This is a genomic window from Paraburkholderia sp. CNPSo 3272, from assembly GCF_024206495.1.
Lineage (GTDB): Bacteria > Pseudomonadota > Gammaproteobacteria > Burkholderiales > Burkholderiaceae > Paraburkholderia.
The window spans coordinates 102,891-125,465 of sequence record NZ_JAMBPQ010000014.1; the positions used below are offsets into that span (position 1 = coordinate 102,891).

A 22,575-nucleotide genomic window follows, 5' to 3' on the forward strand; every position below is an offset into this window, starting at 1 on the left:
TGTCCGACGGTTAGCAAACCATTTCAACGCGGCGCGTAAGCGGTTACAGTCGTAACGATTGCGAAGAGGTCTCCCCGTTTTTGTCACCGGATCAAGCCGGGCACGAGTCTTCCAGAGTATTTCGCATTCCTTTGTAAATTAAAATTCATTTGCCAAGGGCATTTCTTTATCTATGACTTCACGCAGATTTCATTTGTAAATCGGGAGATATGGACAACCCTGCCTCAGGGGAACAAGAATGAGTCCCGAAAGCAGGCAACCATCAACCGGACATTGCCTGGGGCGTAACAACCGCTCGCTTGCGGGCGGCTGCCGCCGATGTCATGTGAAAAAACTGTGGAGCATGTTATGAGCACGAGTAACACACGGACCGCACGTCAAATCCTTCGAGATCCCCGCAGCAACCGGGGCACGTCCTTTAGCGAAGAGGAGCGCCGCCGCTTTGGGCTCGAGGGGCTGCTGCCCCCCACGGTGCTGCCGCTGGACCGGCAAGTCGCGCGAGTCAAGGCCGAAGTCGCAGCACTGGACAACGACCTTCAGAAGTACCTCTTGCTGTCCGATCTGCAGGCCCGCAACGAAACGTTGTTCTATGCGACGGTCATGTCCGATCCCGCCCAGTTCATGCCGATCGTCTACACCCCGACCGTGGGCGAGGCGTGTCAGAAGTTCGACCATATCTTCCGTGCGACGCGAGGCGTGTATCTTCCGATCACGGCTCGCGGCCGCGTCGACGAACTCCTCGCCAACTGGCCGGTCGAAGACGTTCGCTTCATCGTGGTGACGGATGGCGAGCGCATTCTGGGACTGGGCGACCTGGGCGTCGGCGGCATGGGGATTCCGATCGGAAAGCTCGCGCTCTATACCGCCTGCGCGGGTGTCCCACCGGAAGTCTGCCTGCCGGTCATGATCGACGTCGGGACGAACAACCAGGCCCTGCTGGACGACCCCCTGTATCTCGGCCTGCGCCGTGAGCGCGTACGCGGCGAAGAATACGACGCCTTCCTGGCGGAATTCGTCGAAGCGGTCCAGGCGCGCTTTCCGAAGTGCTGCATTCAGTGGGAAGACTTCGCGAACTTCAACGCGGTCGCGCTGCTTGCCCGTTACCGGGACCGCATCTGCACGTACAACGACGACATTCAAGGCACAGCCGCGATCGCCCTCGCCGGCATCTATGGCGGCCTGCGCATCACCGGTCAGAAACTCTCGGAACAGCGCTTCCTCTTCCTCGGCGCAGGCGCCGCGGCAACCGGCATCGCGGGCCTGATCACGCAGGCCATGATGCAGGAGGGGCTGTCGCGCGAACAAGCGCTGCAACGCACCGCGCTGTTCGACGCGAACGGCCTGCTGGTGAGTTCGCGCGACGATCTGGCCGACTTCCAGCGCCCCTTCGCGCTCGACCACTCACCGGTCGACCGCTTCGTCGACGCGATCCGGGCATTGCGCCCGACGGGCATCATCGGCGTGAGCACCGTCCCGCACCTGTTCGACAAGGACGTGATCGAAGCCATGAGCGCGCTCAACGAGCGGCCCATCATCTTCCCCTACTCGAACCCGACCTCGCGTTCCGAATGCACGGCCGAGGAGGCTTATCGCTGGTCCGATGGCCGTGCGATTTTCGCGAGCGGCAGTCCGTTCGCGCCCGTGACGTTCAACGGCCGCACCTTCGTCCCGGGGCAAGGCAACAATGTGTATATCTTCCCCGCACTGGGCATGGCGATCTACGCGACCGAGGCCACCCGCGTGACCGATGAAATGTTCATCGTTGCCGCGCAGGCAGTAGCCGAACAGGTATCCGCCTCCGACCTGGAGAAGGGATTGATCTATCCGCCGCAGCAATCGATTCTCGAAGCTTCGCTGCATGTCGCCACCCGTGTGGCGAACTTCATCCATGACCATGGCTTTGCCCGTGCGCCGCGCCCCGCCGACATGGCCGCTCACATTCGCGCATGCGCATATCGTGCGGATTATCGGAGCATCGCGGACCTCAGCGCCGCCGCATGACCGCGTCTCGAACTGCGCCGCCCGGCGCAGTTTGGCGCACCGACATCGAACCCATGGAAAGGCAGGTGCCTGAATGCATCGCATCGTAATCATAGGCGGCGGGGCCGGAGGCCTCGAGCTGGCGACCCGTCTGAGCAACCGCTTCGGCCTGCGCAAGCGTCAACGCGAGGGCAATGTTTGCGTCACGCTGGTCGACCGCCACCCCGCCCATGTCTGGAAGCCCCTGCTGCACAAGGTGGCGGCGGGCAGCATGAGCCCGGCCTCCCACGAGCTTTCCTATGCCGCCCAGGCTCGCTGGCACGGATTCGATTTCCATCAGGGCGAGCTGGTCGGGCTCTCGCGTTCGTCAAAGCAGGTAATGCTCGGCGCCGTGCATGACGATCAGGGTGTCGAGTTGTTGCCGCAGCGCGCGCTCGACTACGACACGCTGGTCGTCGCTATCGGCAGCACGACTCAGTACTTCGGCGTGGAGGGCGCGGCCAGTCATGCGATCGCGCTCGACTCGGTCGCCCAGGCCGAGCGCTTTCGCAGGCGCTTCATCGAAGCGTGCAGACGGGCCGGCGGGGCCGCGCCGGCCTGCGGCAGTGAGAACGGCGCCCTCGCGCCGCGCATGCAGGTCGTCATCGTCGGGGCTGGGGCAACGGGCGTCGAACTGTCGGCGGAGCTGCGCGACGCCGCCTGCGAATTGTCGCAATATGGACTTCACGATCTTGACCCGACCCACGACGTGGGAATCGTCGTCATCGAGGCGGGGCCGCGCATCCTGCCAGCGCTTCCCGAGCGCGTGGCGCGCGCAACGGCTGAACGTCTCGACCAGCTGGGCGTGACGTTGATGGTGGGAGAGTCCGTCGCGCAGGTGCTCCCCGGCAGTGTCCTCACGGGCAGCGGCCAGCGGATACGCGCGGACTTGACGGTCTGGTCCGCGGGCGTGACGGCGCCCCCGGTGCTTTCCCTGCTCGACGGCTTGAACGTCAATCGGCGCGGCCAACTGGTCGTGCGCGACACGCTCCAGTCCGAAACCGACGACGACGTCTTCGCGCTCGGCGACTGCGCAGCCTGCGAATGGCCGGGAAAAAGCGGCGGCGTGCCGCCGCGCGCGCAAGCCGCGCATCAGCAGGCCGCCTTTCTGGTCGAAGCGCTCACATGCCGGGTTGAGGGCAAGACGCTGCCACAGTTCAAGTATCGCGACTTTGGGTCTCTGGTTTCGCTTAGCCGGTTCGGCGCGGTCGGAAACCTCGTGGCGGGCAGCGGTGAGGGCATGTATGTCGCCGGCTGGGTTGCGCGCGGTTTGTACGCGTCGCTCGAGCGTATGCACGTCGCGGCGTTGTACGGCATCCGGCGCATGGCGCTCGACACCGTGGCGAACTGGCTGCGCCGGTCGACGTGCCCTCGCATCAAGCTGCATTGAAGCGACGACGCGGCGCCCCCGCGCGCGGCGCGGCCGTAGTCTGTGCCGAAAGTAAACGTAAAGGTAACCTCAAAGTGGCTTCTGCAGCGCATATCCTTTTGCCCATCTTCGCCCTGATCGCGGCGGGCTTCGTCGCCCGCCGGTTGGGCTGGTTCGGCCCCGCGGCGGCGTCGGAGCTCAACCGGTTCGTCGTTCATCTGGCGTTTCCCGCGTTGCTGTTCTCCGCCATGGCTCGCACGTCATGGCACGATCTCGACCAGCCCGCACTGGCCACGACATTTGCCCTGTCATGCGCCGCGGTGTTTGCCGCCGTGCTCGTGTGGCGCATGATCTCGGGCCGCCGCCTGGCCGATGCCAGCATCGACGCCATCGCTGCGTCCTATCCAAACGCAGGCTTTATAGGCTTCCCGCTGTGCCTGCTTGCGTTCGGGCCCGCGAGCCTCACGGCGGCCACCATCGTCAATATCCTGGTCGCAACGGTCCTCTTCGGCGTCACCTGCGTGCTGATGGAGTTCGGCCTGCAAGAGGAGGCAAACCGCCTCAAGATGGTACTCAAGGTGGTCAGAGGGCTTGCGCGCAACCCAATGATCGTTGCCCCGCTTGCGGGAGCCTTGGTGTCCGGACTGAAGCTGAAACTCCCCGGAGCGGCCGGCTCGTTCCTGAGCCTGCTTGGCGGCGCCGCAACCCCGGCCGCGCTCGTGGGGCTCGGAATGTTCCTTGCCGAAAAACGCAGTCCGGCGCGCGGCACGGCGCGCGATAGCGTGCTGCTAATGCTCGCGAAGCTGCTGATGCAGCCACTGGTCGCCTGGTGGTTCGCGTTTCGCGTTTTTGCGCTGCCTGCCTCGCTGGCCCAGATCGTCGTGATGCTGGCCGCACTGCCGACCGGCACCGGGCCTTACATGCTGGCCGAGCACTACAAGCGCGATGCATCGCTGACCTCGCGCATCATTCTGCTCTCCACCGCGGTTTCCCTGGTCTCGCTTTCGGTTTTGATGACCTACCTTCATGCCGCACATTGACAGCGAGTTCGCACGCAGATGGCAAAGCTCGATTCACTGGATTGCATTTGAAATGGGTGACGGACAGCGTTGAACTCCGCTCGCCAATTGCGCGAACCCGCGTTACATCGAGACCGAACGCGGCGCGGGCTACGTCTTTATCGCGCAGGTGGATAAGCTGCCCGCCCTGGTCGAGTGGGAAAAGCGCTGACCGGCAGCTCGCTCGCCGCATCGCCTGAGTTTCACATGCAATACCGGTTCGCAGGATGGGTTTCAGTCGCAATTGGTTAGCCGAAAGCTGAAACCGTCGAATAATCCCCGGTTGTTGAAATATCCCCATCGAACGCGGTCCGACGCAACGAATCCGCCACAGGCGCGCAGGCTGCGTGCATGGGCCGAAGGATCGCCGTTGCGGCACTGCCTTCGAAATGTCGGCTTTCCCAGCCGGACATCCTTTCAACGACCAGGCCAAATTACGAACATGAACCGAAGAGAAATGATGCAGTCGACGCTGCTCGCCTCGCTCGCCCTGACGAGCGGTGCCGCACTTGCCCAGCACTCCGGCGAAAGCGCCGCCGGGTCGGCCAACGCTTTCCGGCAGGAAACGGACAGCCTGGGTGTCGTCAACGTTCCGGCGGACAAGCTTTGGGGCGCGCAGACGCAACGCTCCCTGGAGCACTTCAGCATCGGCGGGGATCTGATGCCGCGCGAAATGATCGCGACGTACGCACTCGTCAAGAAGGCGGCCGCCAACGTGAACTTCGCGCAAGGGCGCCTCGGCGCCGAGCAGCACGACCTGATTGTCAAGGTATGCGACGAGATCCTCGCCGGCCAGCACCAGGACATGTTTCCGCTGCACGTGTGGATGACCGGCAGCGGCACCCAGTTCAACATGAACGTCAACGAGGTGATCTCGAACCGCTGCTGCCAGATCGCGGGCACGCCGCTCGGCAGCAAGACGCCCGTGCATCCCAATGACCATGTGAACATGTCGCAGTCGTCCAACGACTCGTTCCCCACCGCCATGTACATGGCAGCCGCGATTAACGTCAAGCAGCGCCTGATGCCCGCCGTGGCGAACCTGCGCGATTCCATCGGCGCGAAGGCGAAGGACTGGATGGACATCGTCAAGATCGGCCGCACCCACATGCAGGACGCGACGCCCATCACGCTTGGTCAGGAGTGGTCCGGCTACGAGGGCATGCTGATCGACAACCTCGAACGGCTCGACGATGCGCTCAAGGGCGTCTACCGCCTTGCCCTCGGAGGGACGGCGGTGGGCACCGGCCTGAACGCAACGCCGCAGTTCGCGGCCGCGGTTGCCGCGGAAATTGCGCGTCTCACGAACCTGCCGTTCGTGACCGCCCCCAACAAGTTCACCGTGCAGGGCGCCCACGATGCGCTCGTTCACCTCTCGGGTACGATGCGCACGCTGGCCGTGTCGCTCTACAAGATCGCCAACGACATCCGGCTGATGTCGTGCGGCCCCCGTGCCGGCTTTGCGGAACTGATCATCCCGGAAAACGAGCCGGGCTCATCGATCATGCCCGGCAAGGTCAATCCCACGCAGGCGGAAGCGCTCGCCATGGTGGCCGCGCATGTAATGGGCAGCGATGTTTCCGCAGGAATCGGCGGCGCAAGCGGCTACCTGGAAATGAACGTGTACAAGCCGCTCATCATTTTCGACATCACGCACTCGATCACGATCATGACGGACTCGTGCACGAACTTCCGCAAGTTTCTCGTGGAAGGCACAAAGCCGAACCTGAAGAAGATCAAGGAGTACGTGGACCGCTCCCTGATGCTCGTCACCGCCCTCTCGCCGGTCATTGGTTACGACAAGGCTTCGAAGATCGCGCATTACGCCTATGACAACGACCTCACGCTCAAGGAAGCGGCGCTCAAGCTCGGCTACGTCCAGGAAGCCGAGTTCGATCGGATCGTGGACCCGCGCAAGATGGTCCAACCATACGTTGCCCACAGCTAATCACCCGGACACACGCCCTTCCCCGTGCTCACGGGTTTCCGCCTCTCTCTCCGTTTGAACGTCGTGTCCGTAGTGTTTCAGCCGAAGAATTCTAGATTCCGACAGCACGTCTTGCTGAGCCGCATGCCGATTCAGGAGGCAAGACCTATGCTTTCCGATTCGAGAGGCCGATCGCCGGAGGCCATTATGCGGGACTCAACGAATCGCTTCATGAGTCCCCGATCCCAATCTGAAGCAAACGCTCTCTATGGAACGGTGGGCTCACGTATGAGCGCAGCCTCGGGGCCGCGCTGGGGTTGCCGGGTAGTGACTCGGCACCGGCCCGCTTAACGGTGGTCGCCGTACCGCGTGCGATAGCTGCCCGTACCCGTCCGGCGTCGGAAAAAGCGCCCGGACCGCGAAGGCCCGGGCGAAGCCATCGGAGGGGGCCAATGGCGGAGGTATTCGAATTGAAGCTGGCCCACTGCCGGACATTGCCGCGCTAGCGAGCCAGTTCTTTAAACAAGAACGCGCTGGGGTGGTGCGCGCTCAGCCTGCCATGCTCAGGCCAGACACTTTTGACATCCTGCCCGTGCGTCCGGGATCAATGCATCAATGATGGCTGTACGTCGAGTTGAAGTCGGTCTTCGACACTGCGGAGCGTCCTGCGTCAGACGAACCACTCACAGCACCACCGTATCCGCCATTTGCGGCGGTTTGCTGCTCAGCAACCTTGGCTTCAGCTGCTTGAATTTGCACGGGATACGTCGTGTTGTCACCGTCGCCGACGTGATAGCCAGCCTTCTCGAGCTGGACCAGCTCCGCGCGTACCTGCGCCCGGGTGATGGGCTGGTTCGATTGAGCGAATACAGCAACCGGAGCAACGAGGGCAGCGGCAACGACAACAGCTTGAATAAGGGACTTCATGTTACTTACCTCAGACTTTGTTCAGTTCTGCTACGAACAGCCCTGTTCGTAAACCAGTGACTACAGTCTAATTAAGTAGCTGCCGAAGATTAAGGCGCACCTCCGAAGGGGACTTTTCCGGAAGGAGAGGAAAGCCCCGGTACAGTTTTGGCTGATCCGAACGTTATTGGGCGATGAAGCTCTCAAGAGTTAGAGCCCCCACCAAACCCCGGGGCGGTTCACGGCAATCGCCGGTCCCCCGAGGAGGCCATCATCAATTGCTGTTTAAGGTGCGTTGCAGCGTCGACTCAGAATGACATCCGTAATAGGTGACGGATGCATTTGCGCACCGCTCGCCGATTGCGCGATCCACGCAATGCGGATAACGTTGGCGGCGGTGTTGATGCTGATTCCGCACAACCGTTAAAATCCGCGTACAGTCAAATCAGCAGGCTGACCTTCCTTACGCAACGTTGTCTGAACGATCGGCAACGCGAACCGGCAACCGCCGATCGCATGGGCTAACCCGCCAGGCATTCACTGTCTCGAGCTTTTCAGTCATGGTCGACGTCACCTTGCCTCACATCCTCATCGTCGATGACGATCCCGCCATTCGCGACGTCACGACCGAGTACCTCGGACAGAACGACTTCCGCGTCTCCGCGGCGGCGAACGGGACGGAAATGGCGGTCACGCTCAGGAACGGTGCTGTCGATCTGATCATTCTGGATTTGCGCATGCCGGGCGAAGACGGTATGAAAATCGCCAGCCGCATTCGTGAACAATCAACGCTCCCCATTTTGATTCTTTCGGGCCGAAAGGAAGAGGCAGACCGTGTGATGGCGCTGGAGCTGGGCGCGGACGACTACATGACCAAGCCGTTCAGTTGCCGCGAACTGTTGGCGCGTGTTCGCGCCCTTCTGCGCCGATCGAAGACCGCCCAGGTTGCCACCGGGCGGCAGGCCAATGCGCGAGGCTACCGTTTCGCCGGTTGGGAACTGAACATCAACACACGACGCCTGCTCTCCCCAGCCGGCGAACCGGTGGGCTTGACCAACGGCGAGTTTTCGCTGCTCGCCGCGTTTCTCGCTTCGCCCGGCATGGTCCTGACGCGAGATCAACTGCTCGAATCGAGCCGGCTTTACGACGAGGTCTACGACCGCGCAATCGATGTGCAAATTCTGCGGCTGCGCCGAAAAATCGAGGAAGACCCGTCGAACCCTCGTTACATCAAGACCGAACGCGGCGCGGGCTACGTCTTTACCGCGCAGGTGGACAAGCTGCCCGCCCAGGTCGAGTGGGAAAAACGCTGACCCGCAGCTTTCTCGCCGCATCGCCTGAGTTTCACATGCAATACCGGTTCGCAAGAATGTTTCCGCCGGAATACGACACTGCCCCCTCTACGTCGGATGACTCGAAGCAATACGAGGTGGCCCGCGTTTGTCTGACCGTTTCTAACTGAACACCAAAGCCTCGATGAGCACCGAAAGAATCAGGCGCCGGTTTGCGTGGCCGCACCGGTACAGGCTATTGGCGGCGGGCGGATGCCTGATCGTGGTCCTTTTGTGGATCGGCGCCGTCACGGAAAGCCTTCGATCGCGCCAACTGGTGCTCCAGTCCAACGGCAGGGAACTGTCCAGCCTCGCAAGCGCACTGGCGGAGCAAACCGCCCGCTCCTTGCAGGGCGTCGAATTCATTCTTCGGCGCACCTCCGGCTGGGCGCTCGACGCAAAGATCGCACAGGACTCCCAGGAGGCGGCGAACCGCTTTCTTCGCGAGGAAATGGCCGGCGTACCCCAAGTCAGGCAACTCGACATCGTCGATGCCACTGGCCGGCGGATAGCAACGACCCTCCCCGGCAGCCCCGCCGCCAACGTTTCACAGCGGGCTTACTTCAGGGCCGTGCAGCGCGCATCGGGCAACGCGCTGGTGGTGAGCGAGCCGCTCGTCAGCATAGTCGACGGTCGGCCCACGTTTGCGATGGCCAGCCGTCTGGAGGACGAACATGGCCGGTTCGCGGGCGCCGTGGTCGCGCTGATCGAGAACGGCTACTTTCGCGACTTTTATAGGCGGGTCGATTCGGACGAAGGCACCGGCATCACGCTACTGCGCGAGGACGGCGCACCGGTCGTGTCGTCCGAAAGCAGAAAGGAAGCAGGCGGGCTTGGGCGGCCAGTACTCTCCGCCCGCAAGCAGGTGCCCGGATTCCAGCTGGCGGTCGACGTCACCCGAGACGAGGCACTGGTGCTTCAGACATGGCGCGTATCCACGATCTACGATTTCATGGCCACCGGTGCATTGTCGCTTCTCGTGGTGGGACTCGGCATCGCGCTCATGAGGCGGCTGCAGCAACTCGGACGCTTCACGCACCGGCTCCAGTCGAGCCAGCAACGCTGGAGGGCCGTGTTCGACAACGCACCGGCGGGAATCATGCTGTTGCGGCGTCGCGGGCGATACCTCGCCACCAACCCCGCTTTTCAACGCATGGTCGGCTACTCTTCGGCGGAACTCAAGAACCTGTCGGCGACCGACATCACGCACCCCGAGGATGTCGAGCTTACCCGGCAACATTTCGAACGGCTGCTGCAAGGCGGCTTGCAGAGCGTTCGCTTCGAAAAGCGCTACCAGCACCGCGACGGATACACCGTCTGGGCCGACGTGCGCCTCGCGCTGGTGACTGTGTCGGAGGAGGCGTCGAGCAAGGATCCGGCACGCCAGGAAGATGTCATCGTGGCGACCGTGGAGGACGTCACCCAGCGCCGCGAAGACGAACAGGCGCGCCGTCTGCTCGAAAGCCAGCTGAGGCAGTCGCAGAAGCTGGAGGCGTTGGGCACCTTCGCCGGCGGCATTGCCCATGACTTCAACAACATCCTCGGCGCGATCGTCGGCTATGGCGAACTCGCGCTCCAGGCCCTCGCGGACGAGACACCTCAGCAGCGCTATGTCGCGCAGGTTCTCAAATCGGCGGACCGCGCGCGCGCGCTGGTCGAGCGCATTCTCACCTTCAGCCGCAGCGGACTGACGACCCGGCAGCCCGTACACGTTCAGCCCGTCGTCCATGACGCGATCGAAGCGATGAAGGTGCGCCTTCCTGCCGGCATCCGGCTGGAAGTCGAACTGAACGCACCAGAGGCCCGCATCGAAGGCGATCCGGCGCATATCGACCAGTTGGTGATGAACCTTTGCGCGAATGCGGTCCACGCGATGCCGGACGGCGGAACGCTCAAGGTAGTCCTGGACACGCTGGATCTGGGCGCCGCGCGCTCGCTTTCGCACATTGCCGTGGAAGCGGGGCATTTCGTGCGGCTCGCCGTATCCGATAGCGGCGTTGGCATGGCGCCCGACCTCCTCGAACGCATCTTCAACCCCTTCTTCACGACGCGCAAGGCAGGCGAGGGAACGGGGTTGGGACTCGCGCTCGTGGACGGAATCGTTCGCGAATACGGCGGAGGAATCGACGTAACGACGACGGTTGGCGCAGGAAGCCGATTCGAGCTTCTGCTACCGACAACCGATTCGCTCGCCAGTCAACCGCGTGAGGACGACAAGGGCTGCCCTTACGGTGAAGGGCAGGCAATCCTGCTCGTCGACGATGAGGAAGCGCTCGTGAGGATCGGCGAAGAGCGCCTCGCGGAACTGGGCTATGAACCTGCAGGCTTCGTCTCCAGCAACGCGGCGTGGCAGGCTTTTCGGGCCGACCCTCAACGCTTCGACGCGGTCGTTACGGACCAGACCATGCCCGGGATGACCGGCGTCGAACTCGCGCGGATGATACGCTCGCTTCGCGCAGACATACCTATCATCCTTGTCAGCGGATTCAGCAGCCCCGCGCTCGAAGCGCAGGCGCGCGAGGCAGGCGTCAATGTGCAATTGCGCAAGCCGTTGCCCAGGGCGGAGCTGGCGCGCACGCTGAAGCACCTGCTGCCCGACCTGCCGCCCCCCACCCCACCGGAGGTGTCCACGGCGCGCTGAACGCCGCGCGGCGGCCGCTCAGCGCGATTCGCGCGCCCCTGCGGTCAACGCCGCAGCGGCTTGCAGCAAGACTTCGCGCTTGAACGGCTTGGCCAGCGCCTGCTCCACGCCCAACCGGCGGGCAAGCATCGACGTGGCGTGAACCTGTGTCGGAAAATAGCCAGAGATCGCGATTACGGGTACCGAAGGAAAGCAACGCCGAACGCAAGCGATTCGCTTCGCATCCATCGCCTTTGGCTGATTGATATCGACCACCGCAAGATCGACCGGACCCGGACGAAAGTCGGGCAGGCCGGCGCTTGTCGCCTCCACGACGTCGTAGCCCGCGTCTCGCAACGTAAGCGAGAGCAGCGCCCGCATCGACACGTCGTCCTCCATCACCAGGACCCTCTTTCGATCTTCCACCATCGACCTTTACTGTTGTCACACATTGGCAGTGCGGATTCCCATCACCCACATGTCATCTCAACAGATGCCTGTTTCGGAGATCTTTCGTCAGACTGCCCCCTGGTTTCAAATGCAACAGGCGTGAGATCCGCTACGACTCCGGATCGCTCGCGGCGCAGGGCGATATTCCAACGGTTTCCTTATTAACCGGAAGCCGGGCCCATGGAGCATCCGGATCCATAGCGCGGATACGCAATTCCATTCCTTGTCGAAAAAATTCCTTTGCGGCATGGGGGTTAAACATCCAGAGCGATCTCCCTACACTCGGGCTGTCGAATCTGGACATCAATCGCCAGCCACATTTACGGAGTCAATCGTTGTGAAATCGCTTACCCGCGCCATGGCGCTCGCCACGCTCATCTTCCCGATCGTTTCATTCGCGCAATCGAACGGCCCAATCACCCGCGCGCAAGTGCGCGCTGAACTCGTGCAACTCGAGAGCACCGGATGGCGCCCTGGCGCAGGCTCGGATCCGCACTACCCAGACGACATTCAGGCTGCCGAAGCAAAGGTCGCAAAAATGAACAGTGCGGCAAGCGGATACGGTGGAAGCGCCAGCGGGACGTCGAGCGCCGGGCAGGCGCAAACAGGGCAAATGCACGATGTCGAAGTGTCGTCGTACTCTCCCCCGATCTACCTACACCATTGAGCCCTGCGTGGCAGGCCCCGGTAGCGCGGAGAGGGTCCCGCCAGGCGCTATTAAATGGCGGGACGAGCAAGCCCGGCGGCAGGGTCGCGCTTCAGCGGCGGCGGCGCTATGGCCGCTTGCGGCAACGCTTCCGGATCCGTCAAGCCCCTTTGCGCAAAGGTCAATTCGACGGTCCGGCTTTCGGATGACTTCGTCGCGCCATACGTTGGAGCTTGCAATCCGGAAATCCACGAGCAATGCCATTCCCGCTACCTTGAACGGAAGAGCCCACTCATGCCATTCGCACTGACCATCCTGGTCGGAACGCAACTCATAGCCGAAGTGCTGCGACGTGTTCTGCATTTGCCCTTGCCGGGCCCGGTAATCGGCATGTTCCTCCTCGCACTCGCGCTCATCGGCCCGGCGCGCCGGTGGCTGGCCCCCACCGCGGACAAGCCATCCGCCCTCGAGCAAACGGCGACGACATTGATTTCGAATATGGGGCTGCTGTTCGTGCCGGCGGGAGTTGGCATCGTCGCGGAGCTGGGCGTGCTGCGACGCGAATGGTTTCCGATCGTGGCGGGACTCATTGTCTCGACGGTGCTTGGGCTCGTCGTGACGGGAGTCGTCATGCACCGGATCATGCGCCGCTCGGAAATGCGCGAGCTGAGCACCGCCGGCAGTCAGGAGGAGGCCAACTGATGTTCCGCAACCTATGGACCCCGCTCGCCCTGACGCCGCTGCTGTGGCTGACGCTGACGCTGGCCGCCTACGCGATCGGCCTCCTCGTCCAGCGCGTATGCCGGAAATCGCCGCTCGCCAATCCAGTCCTGATTGCGATCGTCATTGTTGTCGCGATACTCGAATCGACGAACACTCACTACGAGGCGTACTTTGCCGGCGCCCAGTTCATCAACTTCCTCCTCGGCCCGGCAACGGTGGCGCTCGCGATCCCCCTTGCACTCAATCTGGCTCATATCCGCCGCAGCCTCCATGGCCTCGGCCTCGCCTTGCTCGCCGGATCGCTCACGTCGACGGTGAGCGGCGTCGCCATCGTATGGTTCCTCGGCGGCGGCCGGGAGGTGGCGCTTTCGATGGCGCCCAAGTCCGTCACGACGCCCATCGCGATGGCCCTCGCCCAGGAAGTGGGCGGCGTGCCCGCGCTCACGGCTGCCCTCGCTATCGCAGGCGGCATCGTTGCCGCCGTGATCGGCGGCACGGTGCTGCGCTGGTTCCGCGTTGACGACTGGCGTTCGCACGGTCTCGCCGCCGGCGTCGCGGGCAGCGGCGTCGCCGCTGCTCAGGTTGCGCCGCTGAGCGGGCTCGCCGCCGCCTTTGCGGCCATCGGCATCGGCCTCAATGGTCTCGTCACCGCACTCGTCGTGCCGCTCCTCGTCATGCTTTGGCCGATGAAGTGACATTCATTCGTTATCCATATCAGTAGGACGGGCTGGCCACATTTCGCAAAGCTGATTTCCCGCATCGGCCATTGCGCCCCACGCGTTGCGCCAGTAATTTCGCATCCACGCCCGGGCTTCGCACCGGGCGGGCGTATTGCCCAATGCACGCCCAACTGGCCTACCGATCACGCATGCCCCGCCACCTCCCCTTTGATCAAAGCCCGGTGCTCAATCGCACCACCCACCGCGGACGCTCTACGATTGTGATGGCGCTCATCACTGTGGCGTTTGCAGCCTGCATCGTGCGCGCGTTCTGGATTCAGGTCGCCGCCAATGGCTTCTATCGCCGGCAGGGAGACTCGCGCGTCGATCACGTGATCGACGTGCCCGCGCAGCGCGGGCGCATCCTGGACCGTAACGGCGCTGTTCTGGCGGCGAGCGTACCCGTCAAGGCGATCTGGATCGACGCAACGGCAGTGCCCGACGACCTGCCGCCCGGCAAGCTTGCAACGCTTGCCCGCCTGCTGGACCTCGCACCGCAGCGGATCAACGCAGCCATCGACCATGACCGTTCATTCTTTTACCTGAAGCACGACGTTCCGTTGAGCGTCGCCGATCAGGTCGAGTCGCTGCGCATTCCTGGCATCCATGCGAGCCCCGAATACCAACGCGTTTATCCGGAAGGCGAGGTCACGGCGCAGGACGTGGGTTTCACAGGACTCTCCGGCAACGGAGAAGACGGCATCGAACTCGCGGCCGATGCCACGCTGCGCGCCGAGGATGGGCAAAAGCTGGTCGTGCGCGACCGCGTGGGTCACGTCGTGATGGATCTCGGCGATATCACGCCGGTGCGTCCGGGAACGGATATCCGCCTCGCACTAAATAGCCACATCCAGAGCGCCACGTGGTTGGCCTTGCGCGATGCGGTCACGCAAAGCGGTGCCGAAAACGCTTCGGCCGTGGTGGTGGACGGCAAGACCGGCGAGATCCTCGCGCTCGCAAATTACCCGAGCTACGACCCCAACGACCGGACCGCACTGCGCGGCGCGGCGCTGCGCAATCGCGCCGTGACCGACGTCTTCGAACCGGGGTCCATCATGAAACCGTTCACGGTATCGCTTGCGCTCGATTTGCAGCGCGTGAGCCCGGATTCGCTCGTGCAGACCAATCGCAGCTTGCTGCTCGACGGCGCAACGATCACCGATGATGCGAACTTCGGCACGCTCACGGTTGCCGGCGTGATCCAGAAGTCGAGCAATATCGGCGCCACGAAGATCTCGCTGACGATGAAGCCTGAGGAAATCTGGGGCATGTACGACTCGCTGGGCCTCGGTCATCGTCCGGCGCTGGGATTCCCCGGTGCCGCCCCCGGAATCGTGAGGCCATGGCGGCACTGGCGGCGCATCGAGCAGGCGACCATGTCGTACGGCTACGGGCTTTCCGTCTCGCTGGTCCAGCTGGCCCAGGCCTATACGGTCTTCGTCGATGACGGCACCATGATGCCGCTCTCGATATACAAGCGTTCAGGCCTGTTGCCCGCCGGCACGCGCGTTTTCACGCAGCGCACGGCCGACGAGATGCGCGCCATGCTGGAGAGCGTCGTCGCGAAGGGGGGCACCGCCCCGCAGGCACAGGTGCCGGGCTACAGTGTCGGCGGCAAGACGGGCACGGCGTACACCGCCACGGCCCATGGCTACGACCACAGCGCCTACCGCGCGTCGTTCGTCGGGATTCTTCCCATTCGAGAGCCCCGGCTCATCATCGCCGTGTCGGTCAACAAGCCGAAGGGCGCGCGGCACTTTGGCGGCGACGTATCGGGCCCGGTGTTCGCGCGCATCGCGCAGATAGCGGTCCAGGTGCTCGGTCTCGCGCCCGACAAGCCAGTGAGCCAGGTCATGAAAGACGGGAAACGTCAGGACACGTAGCCGCAAGCGCGCGCCGCACACTCAGGCTGCGTGAGGGTCGAGTTCGGAGAGCGCGTCGAGAAAGGCCACGCCAAAGCTGCCGGTGCCGCGCACCCCAGCCGCACGCTCTGCCGCAACGGCATAGATCGCGTGAGCCGCGCTCGCGGCCTGGATGGCGGCAGGCGTCACGGGAAGCAGCGCGGCGATCAGCGCACCGAGGCTACAACCCGCGCCGGTGACACGGGCAAGTCGAGCGTCGCCACCACCGATCGCAACCACTTCGCTGCCATCCGTCACGTAGTCGGTTTCGCCGCTGACCGCGACGACCGCGCAGGTCTGCTGCGCGAGCCGCTGGATGTAAGGCAGCGCGTCGATAGAGCGGGCTTGCGTCTCCACGCCTTTGCCCGGCGCCGCGCCGCCCGCGAGCGAAATGAGTTCGCTCGCGTTGCCCCGAATAACCGCTGGCTTGTACGTCAACAGCGAGCGTATCGTCTCGTCGTACGCGGCGCTGCCCGCGCCAACGGCAACAGGATCGAGCACCCAGGGTGTGCCTGCTCCATGGGCCGAGCATGCCGCGGCGCGCAGCGCATCCGGCCCGTCGCTCACGAGCGCGGCACCGTTTATCCATAGCGCACGGGCGCCGGCCGCAAAGCACGCAGGCCAGTCGAGCGCGGCGCCGATGGCCGGCGCCGCGCCGACCGCGAGGAGCACATTGGCACTCAGACTGGCCGCAATGTAGTTGGTGAGGCCGTAAACAAATGGCTGCTCACGCCTTAAAGCCGCCAGCGCATCTCGCACGGGCGTGTCGTTCCAGGCAATAGTCTTCAAGATTCCTAAGTCTCTTCGAGCGGCTATGTCATGCCGCCTTTTTCGTTCCCGGGGCCGGTTGTCCCCAAGGGCTACAGGCGCACCATTTCAAAATCGCGCTTGCCGACACGGCACAATGGGCAGACCCAGTCCTCCGGCACGTCTTCCCAGGCCGTTTGAGCGGCAATGCCGTCTTCGGGCACGCCCTCCGCTTCGTTGTAGATCCAGCCGCAAATGATGCACACCCACAGCCGCGCGGCCGGCGGGTGCGCCGGGCTTCTCGTATTCATGATCTTGCAAATTCGTTGAAAGCATCAGTGCCGTGCTGTTGGCTGCCACACGCCCCTCACCCGCGTTCGCGGGCGGTGCTGCGGGCGGCAGGCCGCATGGCGCCGCCCAGCCGCCGCGGGTGCGAGTCGCGCGGTAGTCGCGCGGTAGCCACGCCACAACGCGCGACGTCGGCTCAGAGGCCGGCGCTGAACGCAGCCAGCTTACCGAGCGCCGACCAGTCGAGCGCGTCCCAGCCGCGCGCCGAAACCGCGACGAGGCGATCACGCACGACGCTCGCCACGGGCATCGGTGCCCCGACCTTTTCGGCATGGCTCAGCGCGAGGCGCAAATCCTTGACTGCGAGGGGCACGGTCATGCCCGGCGGGGAATACCGCTCATCGACGATCTTTCCGCCATAAGCCTTGTGCACCTTGCCGTCGAACAGCGACTCGGTCAGCACCTCAAAGGCCGCTTTTTGATCGATGCCCGCCTTGCGAAGAAACGCGAGCACCTCGCCCATGCTCTGCATCGTGGCTGCGGTTAGTACATTGCCTGCGAGCTTGAACGCGTTCGCAAGCCCCGGTTGCTCGCCCAGCGGAAAGACGCGCTGGCCGAGCCGTTCGAGCACCGGCATGCAACGCGCGAGCGTTGCGCCTTCACCAGCGGCGAGCACATAGAGCCTGCGCGCCCTGGCGAGATCCGGGTTGCCCAGAACCGGGGCCGACACGTATCCCTGACCGTGCTCGCGATGCAGGTCGATAAGCGCGCCCGCCGCGTCGGGGCTGATCGTGCTCATCGAAATGTGCACGGCTCCCTTGGCGAGCACCGTCGAGAGATGCGCCCCAACTTCCTTCGCCGCATCGTCGTCGGGCACCATGCTGATGACCACGTCGCATGCAGCGAGCGCTGCCCAGTCGTCAGTCGCCACAGCGTTGCCGCTCACCGCCGCCTCGGCGCATGCCCGGTCGCGGTCGAACACCACCACGGACAAGCCGTCCTCGATCAGATTTCCGGCGAACGCCGCACCCATCCTCCCCGCGCCCACCACGCCCACCGTGGCCGGTACGCTCGCTGTGGACTCGACGTTTCCGTTCTGGGAATCCTGCTTTGAAACCATAACCATTTCATACTCCAAATCAAATTAATGGCAGCTTGTCCCGCCGGATTCGCCTTGAGCTCCACCGTCCGCTCGCGCGAATGTGAGCCGCATTGTGCCGCTATGGATTACATGTTGTCGAAGGCAGGCCGCGTCCGAAAGCCCGGCCCGACAAGACTGTTTTGCAGGCATGGGAGGACCGGCGCCCCCCTGAGCGAATGCGCAATATGCGCCGCGCTGCTCATTCGTTGTGAAGCGCAGGCACCTTTTCGAGCGCGGGCTTCGCGCTCACACGCTGGCTCTTCGACGTCGGACTCGCGCTCCCGGCCAGCGCCTTCGACATCAGTCTGAATGTCGATACCGAGCCCGCGATGCACAAGAGCATCGGAACCAGCGCATCTTGATTCACGCGAGTGAACTCGAGCATGAGCACGACTGCCGTAAGCGGCATTTGCATGGAGGCGGCGAGAAAGGCGCTCGCTCCGACCATGGCGAAACTGCCCGCGGAGGTTCCCGGCCAGAGCATGTTCCACAGGCCGCCCAGCACAATGGCAAGCAACGCGCCATTCGCGAGCCCCGGCGTTAGAAGGCCGCCCTCGGCGCCCGCGCGCAGACTCGACGCTTCGATTGCCACTTTCAGCACGAGCAGCGTGGCTGCCAGTCCGATGGTGAGATGGCTGTCGAACGCGAGGCCTGCCGGGCCCTTTCCATTGCCCGCCAACTGCGGGTAGTAGATCACGAGAACACCGATCACCGCGAAATTGAGCACCGAAAGAGCAGGCAAACGCCAGTCCTTCGGCGCGTGGGCACGCGCAGCGCTCGTGAGCCGGACGAAGCCCCACGCCGCCGCCCCGAACACCGGCCCTGCCATCGTGGACCACACGACGAGCGGCGCTCCCAGCGTCAGTTGCGCAACGCTGTACTGCTGTTCGTTGCCGAGCCCGACCCATGCCGTGACCGCGGCCAGCGAAGAAGTCACGATGGCCGGCACCGCGAGCCGCCATTCGAAACTACCCAGCAGTACTTCGAGCACAAAGAGCGCTCCGCCCAATGGCACGTTGTAGACCGCTGCGAGCCCGGCGCCCGCTCCGCATGCCACAAGAACGCGCTGATCCGCGAGCGACAGCCCCGCTTGCCGCGCGAGCCAGCCTCCCCACAGCGCGCCGATCTCTCGCGGTGCGACTTCCCGCCCGAGAGGCGAGCCCAATGCGACCGTCACGATCTGCAGCAAGGCATGCACGATGGTGCTCAGAACCGGCATGCGAGGAGCGCCGGCAGTCAGCGCCTGCTTGATGCTGACCAGTGGGCGTCCCCAGCGATAGAGTGCCCACCAGCCGAAACCGGCCACGAGGCCGCAGAGCACGAGCGCCTCGAAGCGTCGCGCAGGCGACGCGTCAGTGACACCGCTTAGAAAGGATTCCTCACTTACTATTCGACAGAGGCTATAGGCATATGCCAGATGCTGGATTTCATGAAGCAAGAGCGCCAGCATCATGCCACCGAGCCCGGCGCCTACGCCGGTGAGCGCGCTAGCCACAACAAACTTCACATAGCCGCGCAGCGCGTTACTGGAACCTGAAGTCACCACTGCAATGCATCGGAACGATGGAATGGCACGAGCCACGCAAGGCGGGCGCGCCGCGCAACCGCTGCTCGCGCGGCTGCTTTCAACGGCGCGCCGAACATCTCGTCCGCTTGCGTCACGCCTTAGCGCGCAAAGCGAATGTCGAGCGAGCGCAGGTAGGTCTGCAGACCGGCATCCTGAAGCGGAATGACGTAGGCGGCTTCGTCCGACTCGTTGAAGTGCGCATGCCAGTACCCCGGAGGCGTGACGAATGCCATCCCCGGCTTCCAGTCAACGCGTACCGGATCGATGATGTTGCCTTCCTCGTCGACTTCCGTGCCAACCAGCGTGTAGACACCAGGCTTGCAATCCGGAATGAAGTCGAGTGCGATCGACTGATGGCGGTGCGGCTTTTGCATGGATTGCGGCGCAACCGCGCCGAACATGGCCCACATCGAGTGCGTAACCGTGCGCGTCTGCGGAAAATTCGCGTTCCCGAGCAGCACGCTGATGCGGTTGCGCTGGCTTGCGCCGGGGGCTGCCGCGACCTTGTCGAGTTCAGCCTTTGCGCGCGCGGCCGGATAGAGCGTGGGCGCGAAGCGTTGGCGCGACACGCGGGTTCCCAGGTAGCTGAGCAGCGGGCCATCGTTGACGTTGTAGATGCGCGCCGTGGCATCCGCGGCCAGCACAGCCTCGTCACCGCCGGGCAGCGCGAAGAAGTCGCCGGCGCCAAAGCTGAACGCCGAGTCGCCCTGCGAGACCGTGCCACTGCCTTCCAGCACATAAAAGACCTGCGACGTGGCGTTCGGATTGACCGAAAGCTTCTCGCCCGCTTCGATACGCAGGAAATTCGCCAGCAGGCCGGGGCCCGTTGCCGGGTAATCGACGCCCAGTGCCTTCGAGAGATCGAGCGGCACGATACGCGTCGAGCCGCTGTCGTAGAGTTCCGAGAGGAACGAATGATATGGCACGCGCGAGATCAGCTTCGCGCCGATCGGGTTGGCCGAGCTGGTGTATTCGAAGTATTGGGCGTCACGCGTTGCGGCCTCGTCATCGAGACGAACGGTAGAAACTGCGGTTTTGTCGAGCATGGTAGGCACCCTAAGTAACGTTGAACTACGGTTCGGGACACAGTGCGCCGCGTCCGGTGTGCGACAGAAGAACGCAGCGTCAACGTCACTATAGGAAGGTTGCCGGCCGGCCAGAACCGCGGCGAAGGAAAATCAGCTTTGCGCAGAGGGGATAAGGCCACGGGTGAGCCGGCGTTACGCTTTGTCAGGATCGGCGGCGGCTATCAGGCTCAGCAGATCGGGGGGGACTGCAGGTCTTCGCCCAGGAATGACGTCGCGCGAGCAAGTCGCGAAGACGCATGTGACGAGGTCCATTCAACGCTGCCGGGTCCTTCGGTGCACCGCCGATGCAAAGAACCAACGACCGAGCGTGGCGGCGGGGCTCAATGCTCCCAGTAGCTTTCCTTGCTGAATAACTCCGCATAGAAGTCGATGAAGGCGCGAACCTTCGTCGACACTGTCTTCTTGGGCGGATAGACCGCCCAGATAGCGGGCACTGCGGGCGTGGGTTGGACCTCCCATTCCGGCAGCAATCTCACCAGTTGCCCGGCTTGCACCGCCTCGCCGATTGCCCAGGTTGGCAGCAGGGCGACGCCGCAGCCGGCGACGGCGAGGTCGAGCAGCGAGTCCGTGTCGTCTGCGCGGATTCGGCCATCGATGCGAACTGCGATTTGACTGGCGTCGGGTCCGGCGGACCGGTCGACGAAGATCCAGCGGTCGTCCGCGGCTAGCGGAAAGCGCAACGTCACGTGCGTCGACAGCTCCTCGGGAGACGCCGGCGCGCCATACCGCGCCACGTACTGCGGACTCGCGCAGACGACGCGGCGGTGCTGCGCCAGCCGGCGCGCCATGAGCTGCGAGTCGGGCAATGCGCCGATCCGGATCGCCAGATCGATGCCTGAGTCAATGATCTTGACGACGTCGTCGGTCATCACGGCGTCGACGTCGATCTTGGGGAAACGCTCCATGAACTCGGGCAGATGACGAATGACATGGCGCCTGCCGAACGCAGCAGGCATGGTCACACGCAAGAGGCCGCGCGGCGAGCTGTTCAAGGCCGCCGTGACCGCCCGTGCCTCATCGAGGCTCTTCAACACCTGCAGCGCCTGCTCGTAGAACACACGGCCGCCCTCGGTCAGGACCAGGCCGCGTGTGGACCGGTTGAAGAGCGCGACCGCCAGATCCTGTTCGAGGTCGGTGATGCAACGGGAAACGGTGGAGGTTTTGACACCGAGCTTCGCGGCAGCCTGACTCAGGCTGCCCAGTTCGGCTGCGTAGCGAAACGCCCGCATCGCGGAAAAATAGTCCATCAGATCGGCGTCCAGAAAACGGGGCGCACCGGGGCAGGCGTAACGCAGCTACCGTCTTGAACGAGCGATAGCGGCCTACCGACGGTGCCTTGCGAGCCGAGTGTACGACTCCGCGCACGCCGAAGCTATCCCTTTTTTGCAAAGCTGATTTTCTCCGAAGGCAGATCTGCCCGGTCAGCTACGCAGGCTCGACTTCCATCCCTATCACCGCGCACGGTCTGAAACAGCGCGACGCGCCTCGCCGACGGCCCGAAAGGCAACATTCACTCGTTCTCTGAACATGGCGCCACTGTCGGTCAGTTCGACGCCCCGCGCGGAACGATAGAAGAGGACGATACCCAGATCACTCTCGAGGTTGGCGATGTAGCGGGAGACCGTGGAAGCCTCGATGGACAGCCGCTGTGCAGCGAGATTGAAGCTGCCCAGCTCGGAAACCAGCAGAAAGGCTCGAACCGCTGCATAGTAGTTCATCTCATGCGTCCTCCAAGCTCGCATTGCTTCCGCTACGGCGACAACTATCCGCCTTATCGGCGCAAACCCGGCGGCCAACACCTGGCGCCAAGGCTATGCTGTCACCCGTGGGCCGGACGCGCATACACCTCCTGCCGCAAAACTCCTTTTTTGTTGCGGGCGTTCCGCGGCCGGCCAACGCTGGAAGCGCGAGTACACATCGGCGAATGAAGCAAAGAGCACAAAGTCACGCGAGCAAGAAGCCCATTTCGTCGAAAACTCCCTTGCAATTAGCGCCATTAACGCCGACCGACCTGAGCCGAAATCCGAAATACGTCACGCAGATGCGAATCATCTTCGCGGCAAGCGTCATCGCAC

At 63.6% G+C, this 22,575-nt stretch carries 20 protein-coding genes; 10 read left to right on the forward strand and 10 right to left on the reverse strand.

Features of this window, described 5'->3' with window-relative positions:
- Positions 1-348: 348 nt before the first annotated feature.
- From M3I53_RS18920 to fumC, 4 genes are all read left to right on the forward strand, one after another.
- Positions 349-2,001 (forward strand): NAD-dependent malic enzyme, encoded by a 1,653-nt coding sequence (locus tag M3I53_RS18920; protein WP_254317412.1) that lies wholly within the window; start codon positions 349-351, stop codon positions 1,999-2,001.
- Positions 2,002-2,074: 73 nt separating this feature from the next.
- Positions 2,075-3,409, forward strand: coding sequence for an NAD(P)/FAD-dependent oxidoreductase (locus M3I53_RS18925; RefSeq protein WP_254317413.1), 1,335 nt, complete (start codon positions 2,075-2,077; stop codon positions 3,407-3,409).
- Between the two features lie 74 nt (positions 3,410-3,483).
- Entirely contained in the window at positions 3,484-4,428 is a 945-nt protein-coding gene (locus M3I53_RS18930) for an AEC family transporter (protein ID WP_254317474.1), read from the forward strand.
- A 460-nt stretch (positions 4,429-4,888) separates the two neighbouring features.
- Positions 4,889-6,394, forward strand: a complete 1,506-nt coding sequence (fumC, locus tag M3I53_RS18935) for a class II fumarate hydratase (RefSeq protein ID WP_254317414.1) — start codon at positions 4,889-4,891, stop codon at positions 6,392-6,394.
- On the opposite strand, the gene M3I53_RS38655 is transcribed toward fumC, so the two are convergent.
- On the reverse strand, positions 6,395-6,502 hold the full coding sequence (locus tag M3I53_RS38655) for a helix-turn-helix domain-containing protein (protein WP_368605321.1): 108 nt from the start codon (positions 6,500-6,502) through the stop codon (positions 6,395-6,397).
- A 483-nt stretch (positions 6,503-6,985) separates the two neighbouring features.
- Complete coding sequence (locus tag M3I53_RS18940; protein ID WP_254317415.1) at positions 6,986-7,300, reverse strand: DUF4148 domain-containing protein; 315 nt, start codon at positions 7,298-7,300, stop codon at positions 6,986-6,988.
- A gap of 539 nt (positions 7,301-7,839) precedes the next feature.
- Here M3I53_RS18940 and M3I53_RS18945 point away from each other — a divergent pair.
- Together M3I53_RS18945 and M3I53_RS18950 are read left to right on the forward strand one after the other, a co-directional pair.
- Positions 7,840-8,592 (forward strand): response regulator, encoded by a 753-nt coding sequence (locus M3I53_RS18945; protein ID WP_254317416.1) that lies wholly within the window; start codon positions 7,840-7,842, stop codon positions 8,590-8,592.
- 163 nt (positions 8,593-8,755) lie between these two features.
- Complete coding sequence (locus tag M3I53_RS18950; RefSeq protein ID WP_254317417.1) at positions 8,756-11,251, forward strand: PAS domain S-box protein; 2,496 nt, start codon at positions 8,756-8,758, stop codon at positions 11,249-11,251.
- Positions 11,252-11,269: 18 nt separating this feature from the next.
- On the opposite strand, the gene M3I53_RS18955 is transcribed toward M3I53_RS18950, so the two are convergent.
- A complete protein-coding gene (locus tag M3I53_RS18955) occupies positions 11,270-11,629 on the reverse strand; it encodes a response regulator (RefSeq protein WP_254317475.1) in 360 nt (119 codons plus the stop codon).
- Between the two features lie 388 nt (positions 11,630-12,017).
- On the opposite strand from M3I53_RS18955, the gene M3I53_RS18960 reads away from it, so the two are divergent.
- From M3I53_RS18960 to M3I53_RS18975, 4 genes are all read left to right on the forward strand, one after another.
- Positions 12,018-12,347: a DUF4148 domain-containing protein gene (locus M3I53_RS18960; RefSeq protein ID WP_254317418.1), complete on the forward strand. Its 330-nt coding sequence runs from the start codon at positions 12,018-12,020 to the stop codon at positions 12,345-12,347.
- A gap of 273 nt (positions 12,348-12,620) precedes the next feature.
- On the forward strand, positions 12,621-13,028 hold the full coding sequence (locus M3I53_RS18965) for a CidA/LrgA family protein (protein WP_254317419.1): 408 nt from the start codon (positions 12,621-12,623) through the stop codon (positions 13,026-13,028).
- Complete coding sequence (locus M3I53_RS18970; RefSeq protein ID WP_254317420.1) at positions 13,028-13,744, forward strand: LrgB family protein; 717 nt, start codon at positions 13,028-13,030, stop codon at positions 13,742-13,744. The genes M3I53_RS18965 and M3I53_RS18970 overlap by 1 nt, the downstream gene beginning before the upstream one ends.
- A 248-nt stretch (positions 13,745-13,992) precedes the next feature.
- Positions 13,993-15,651 carry a penicillin-binding protein 2 gene (locus M3I53_RS18975; protein ID WP_254317421.1) on the forward strand — a complete coding sequence of 553 codons (1,659 nt, stop codon included), beginning with the start codon at positions 13,993-13,995 and terminating at the stop codon, positions 15,649-15,651.
- 21 nt (positions 15,652-15,672) lie between these two features.
- Here the strand turns inward: M3I53_RS18975 and thiM are convergent, their stop codons facing one another.
- The 7 genes from thiM to M3I53_RS19010 all read right to left on the reverse strand — a co-directional run bounded on the left by thiM (position 15,673) and on the right by M3I53_RS19010 (position 22,218).
- On the reverse strand, positions 15,673-16,458 hold the full coding sequence (gene thiM, locus M3I53_RS18980; protein WP_254317422.1) for a hydroxyethylthiazole kinase: 786 nt from the start codon (positions 16,456-16,458) through the stop codon (positions 15,673-15,675).
- Positions 16,459-16,529: 71 nt separating this feature from the next.
- On the reverse strand, positions 16,530-16,727 hold the full coding sequence (locus M3I53_RS18985; RefSeq protein WP_254317423.1) for a rubredoxin: 198 nt from the start codon (positions 16,725-16,727) through the stop codon (positions 16,530-16,532).
- A 173-nt stretch (positions 16,728-16,900) separates the two neighbouring features.
- Positions 16,901-17,830 (reverse strand): NAD(P)-dependent oxidoreductase, encoded by a 930-nt coding sequence (locus tag M3I53_RS18990; protein ID WP_254317424.1) that lies wholly within the window; start codon positions 17,828-17,830, stop codon positions 16,901-16,903.
- Between the two features lie 214 nt (positions 17,831-18,044).
- The gene (locus M3I53_RS18995) at positions 18,045-19,388 is read right to left on the reverse strand and encodes a chloride channel protein (RefSeq protein WP_254317425.1); all 1,344 of its coding nucleotides are present in this window, start codon (positions 19,386-19,388) and stop codon (positions 18,045-18,047) included.
- Positions 19,389-19,510: 122 nt separating this feature from the next.
- Positions 19,511-20,458 carry a cupin domain-containing protein gene (locus M3I53_RS19000; RefSeq protein ID WP_254317426.1) on the reverse strand — a complete coding sequence of 316 codons (948 nt, stop codon included), beginning with the start codon at positions 20,456-20,458 and terminating at the stop codon, positions 19,511-19,513.
- A gap of 362 nt (positions 20,459-20,820) precedes the next feature.
- Complete coding sequence (locus tag M3I53_RS19005; RefSeq protein ID WP_254317427.1) at positions 20,821-21,747, reverse strand: LysR family transcriptional regulator; 927 nt, start codon at positions 21,745-21,747, stop codon at positions 20,821-20,823.
- Between the two features lie 204 nt (positions 21,748-21,951).
- Entirely contained in the window at positions 21,952-22,218 is a 267-nt protein-coding gene (locus M3I53_RS19010) for a LysR family transcriptional regulator (protein WP_254317428.1), read from the reverse strand.
- Positions 22,219-22,575: the final 357 nt, after the last annotated feature.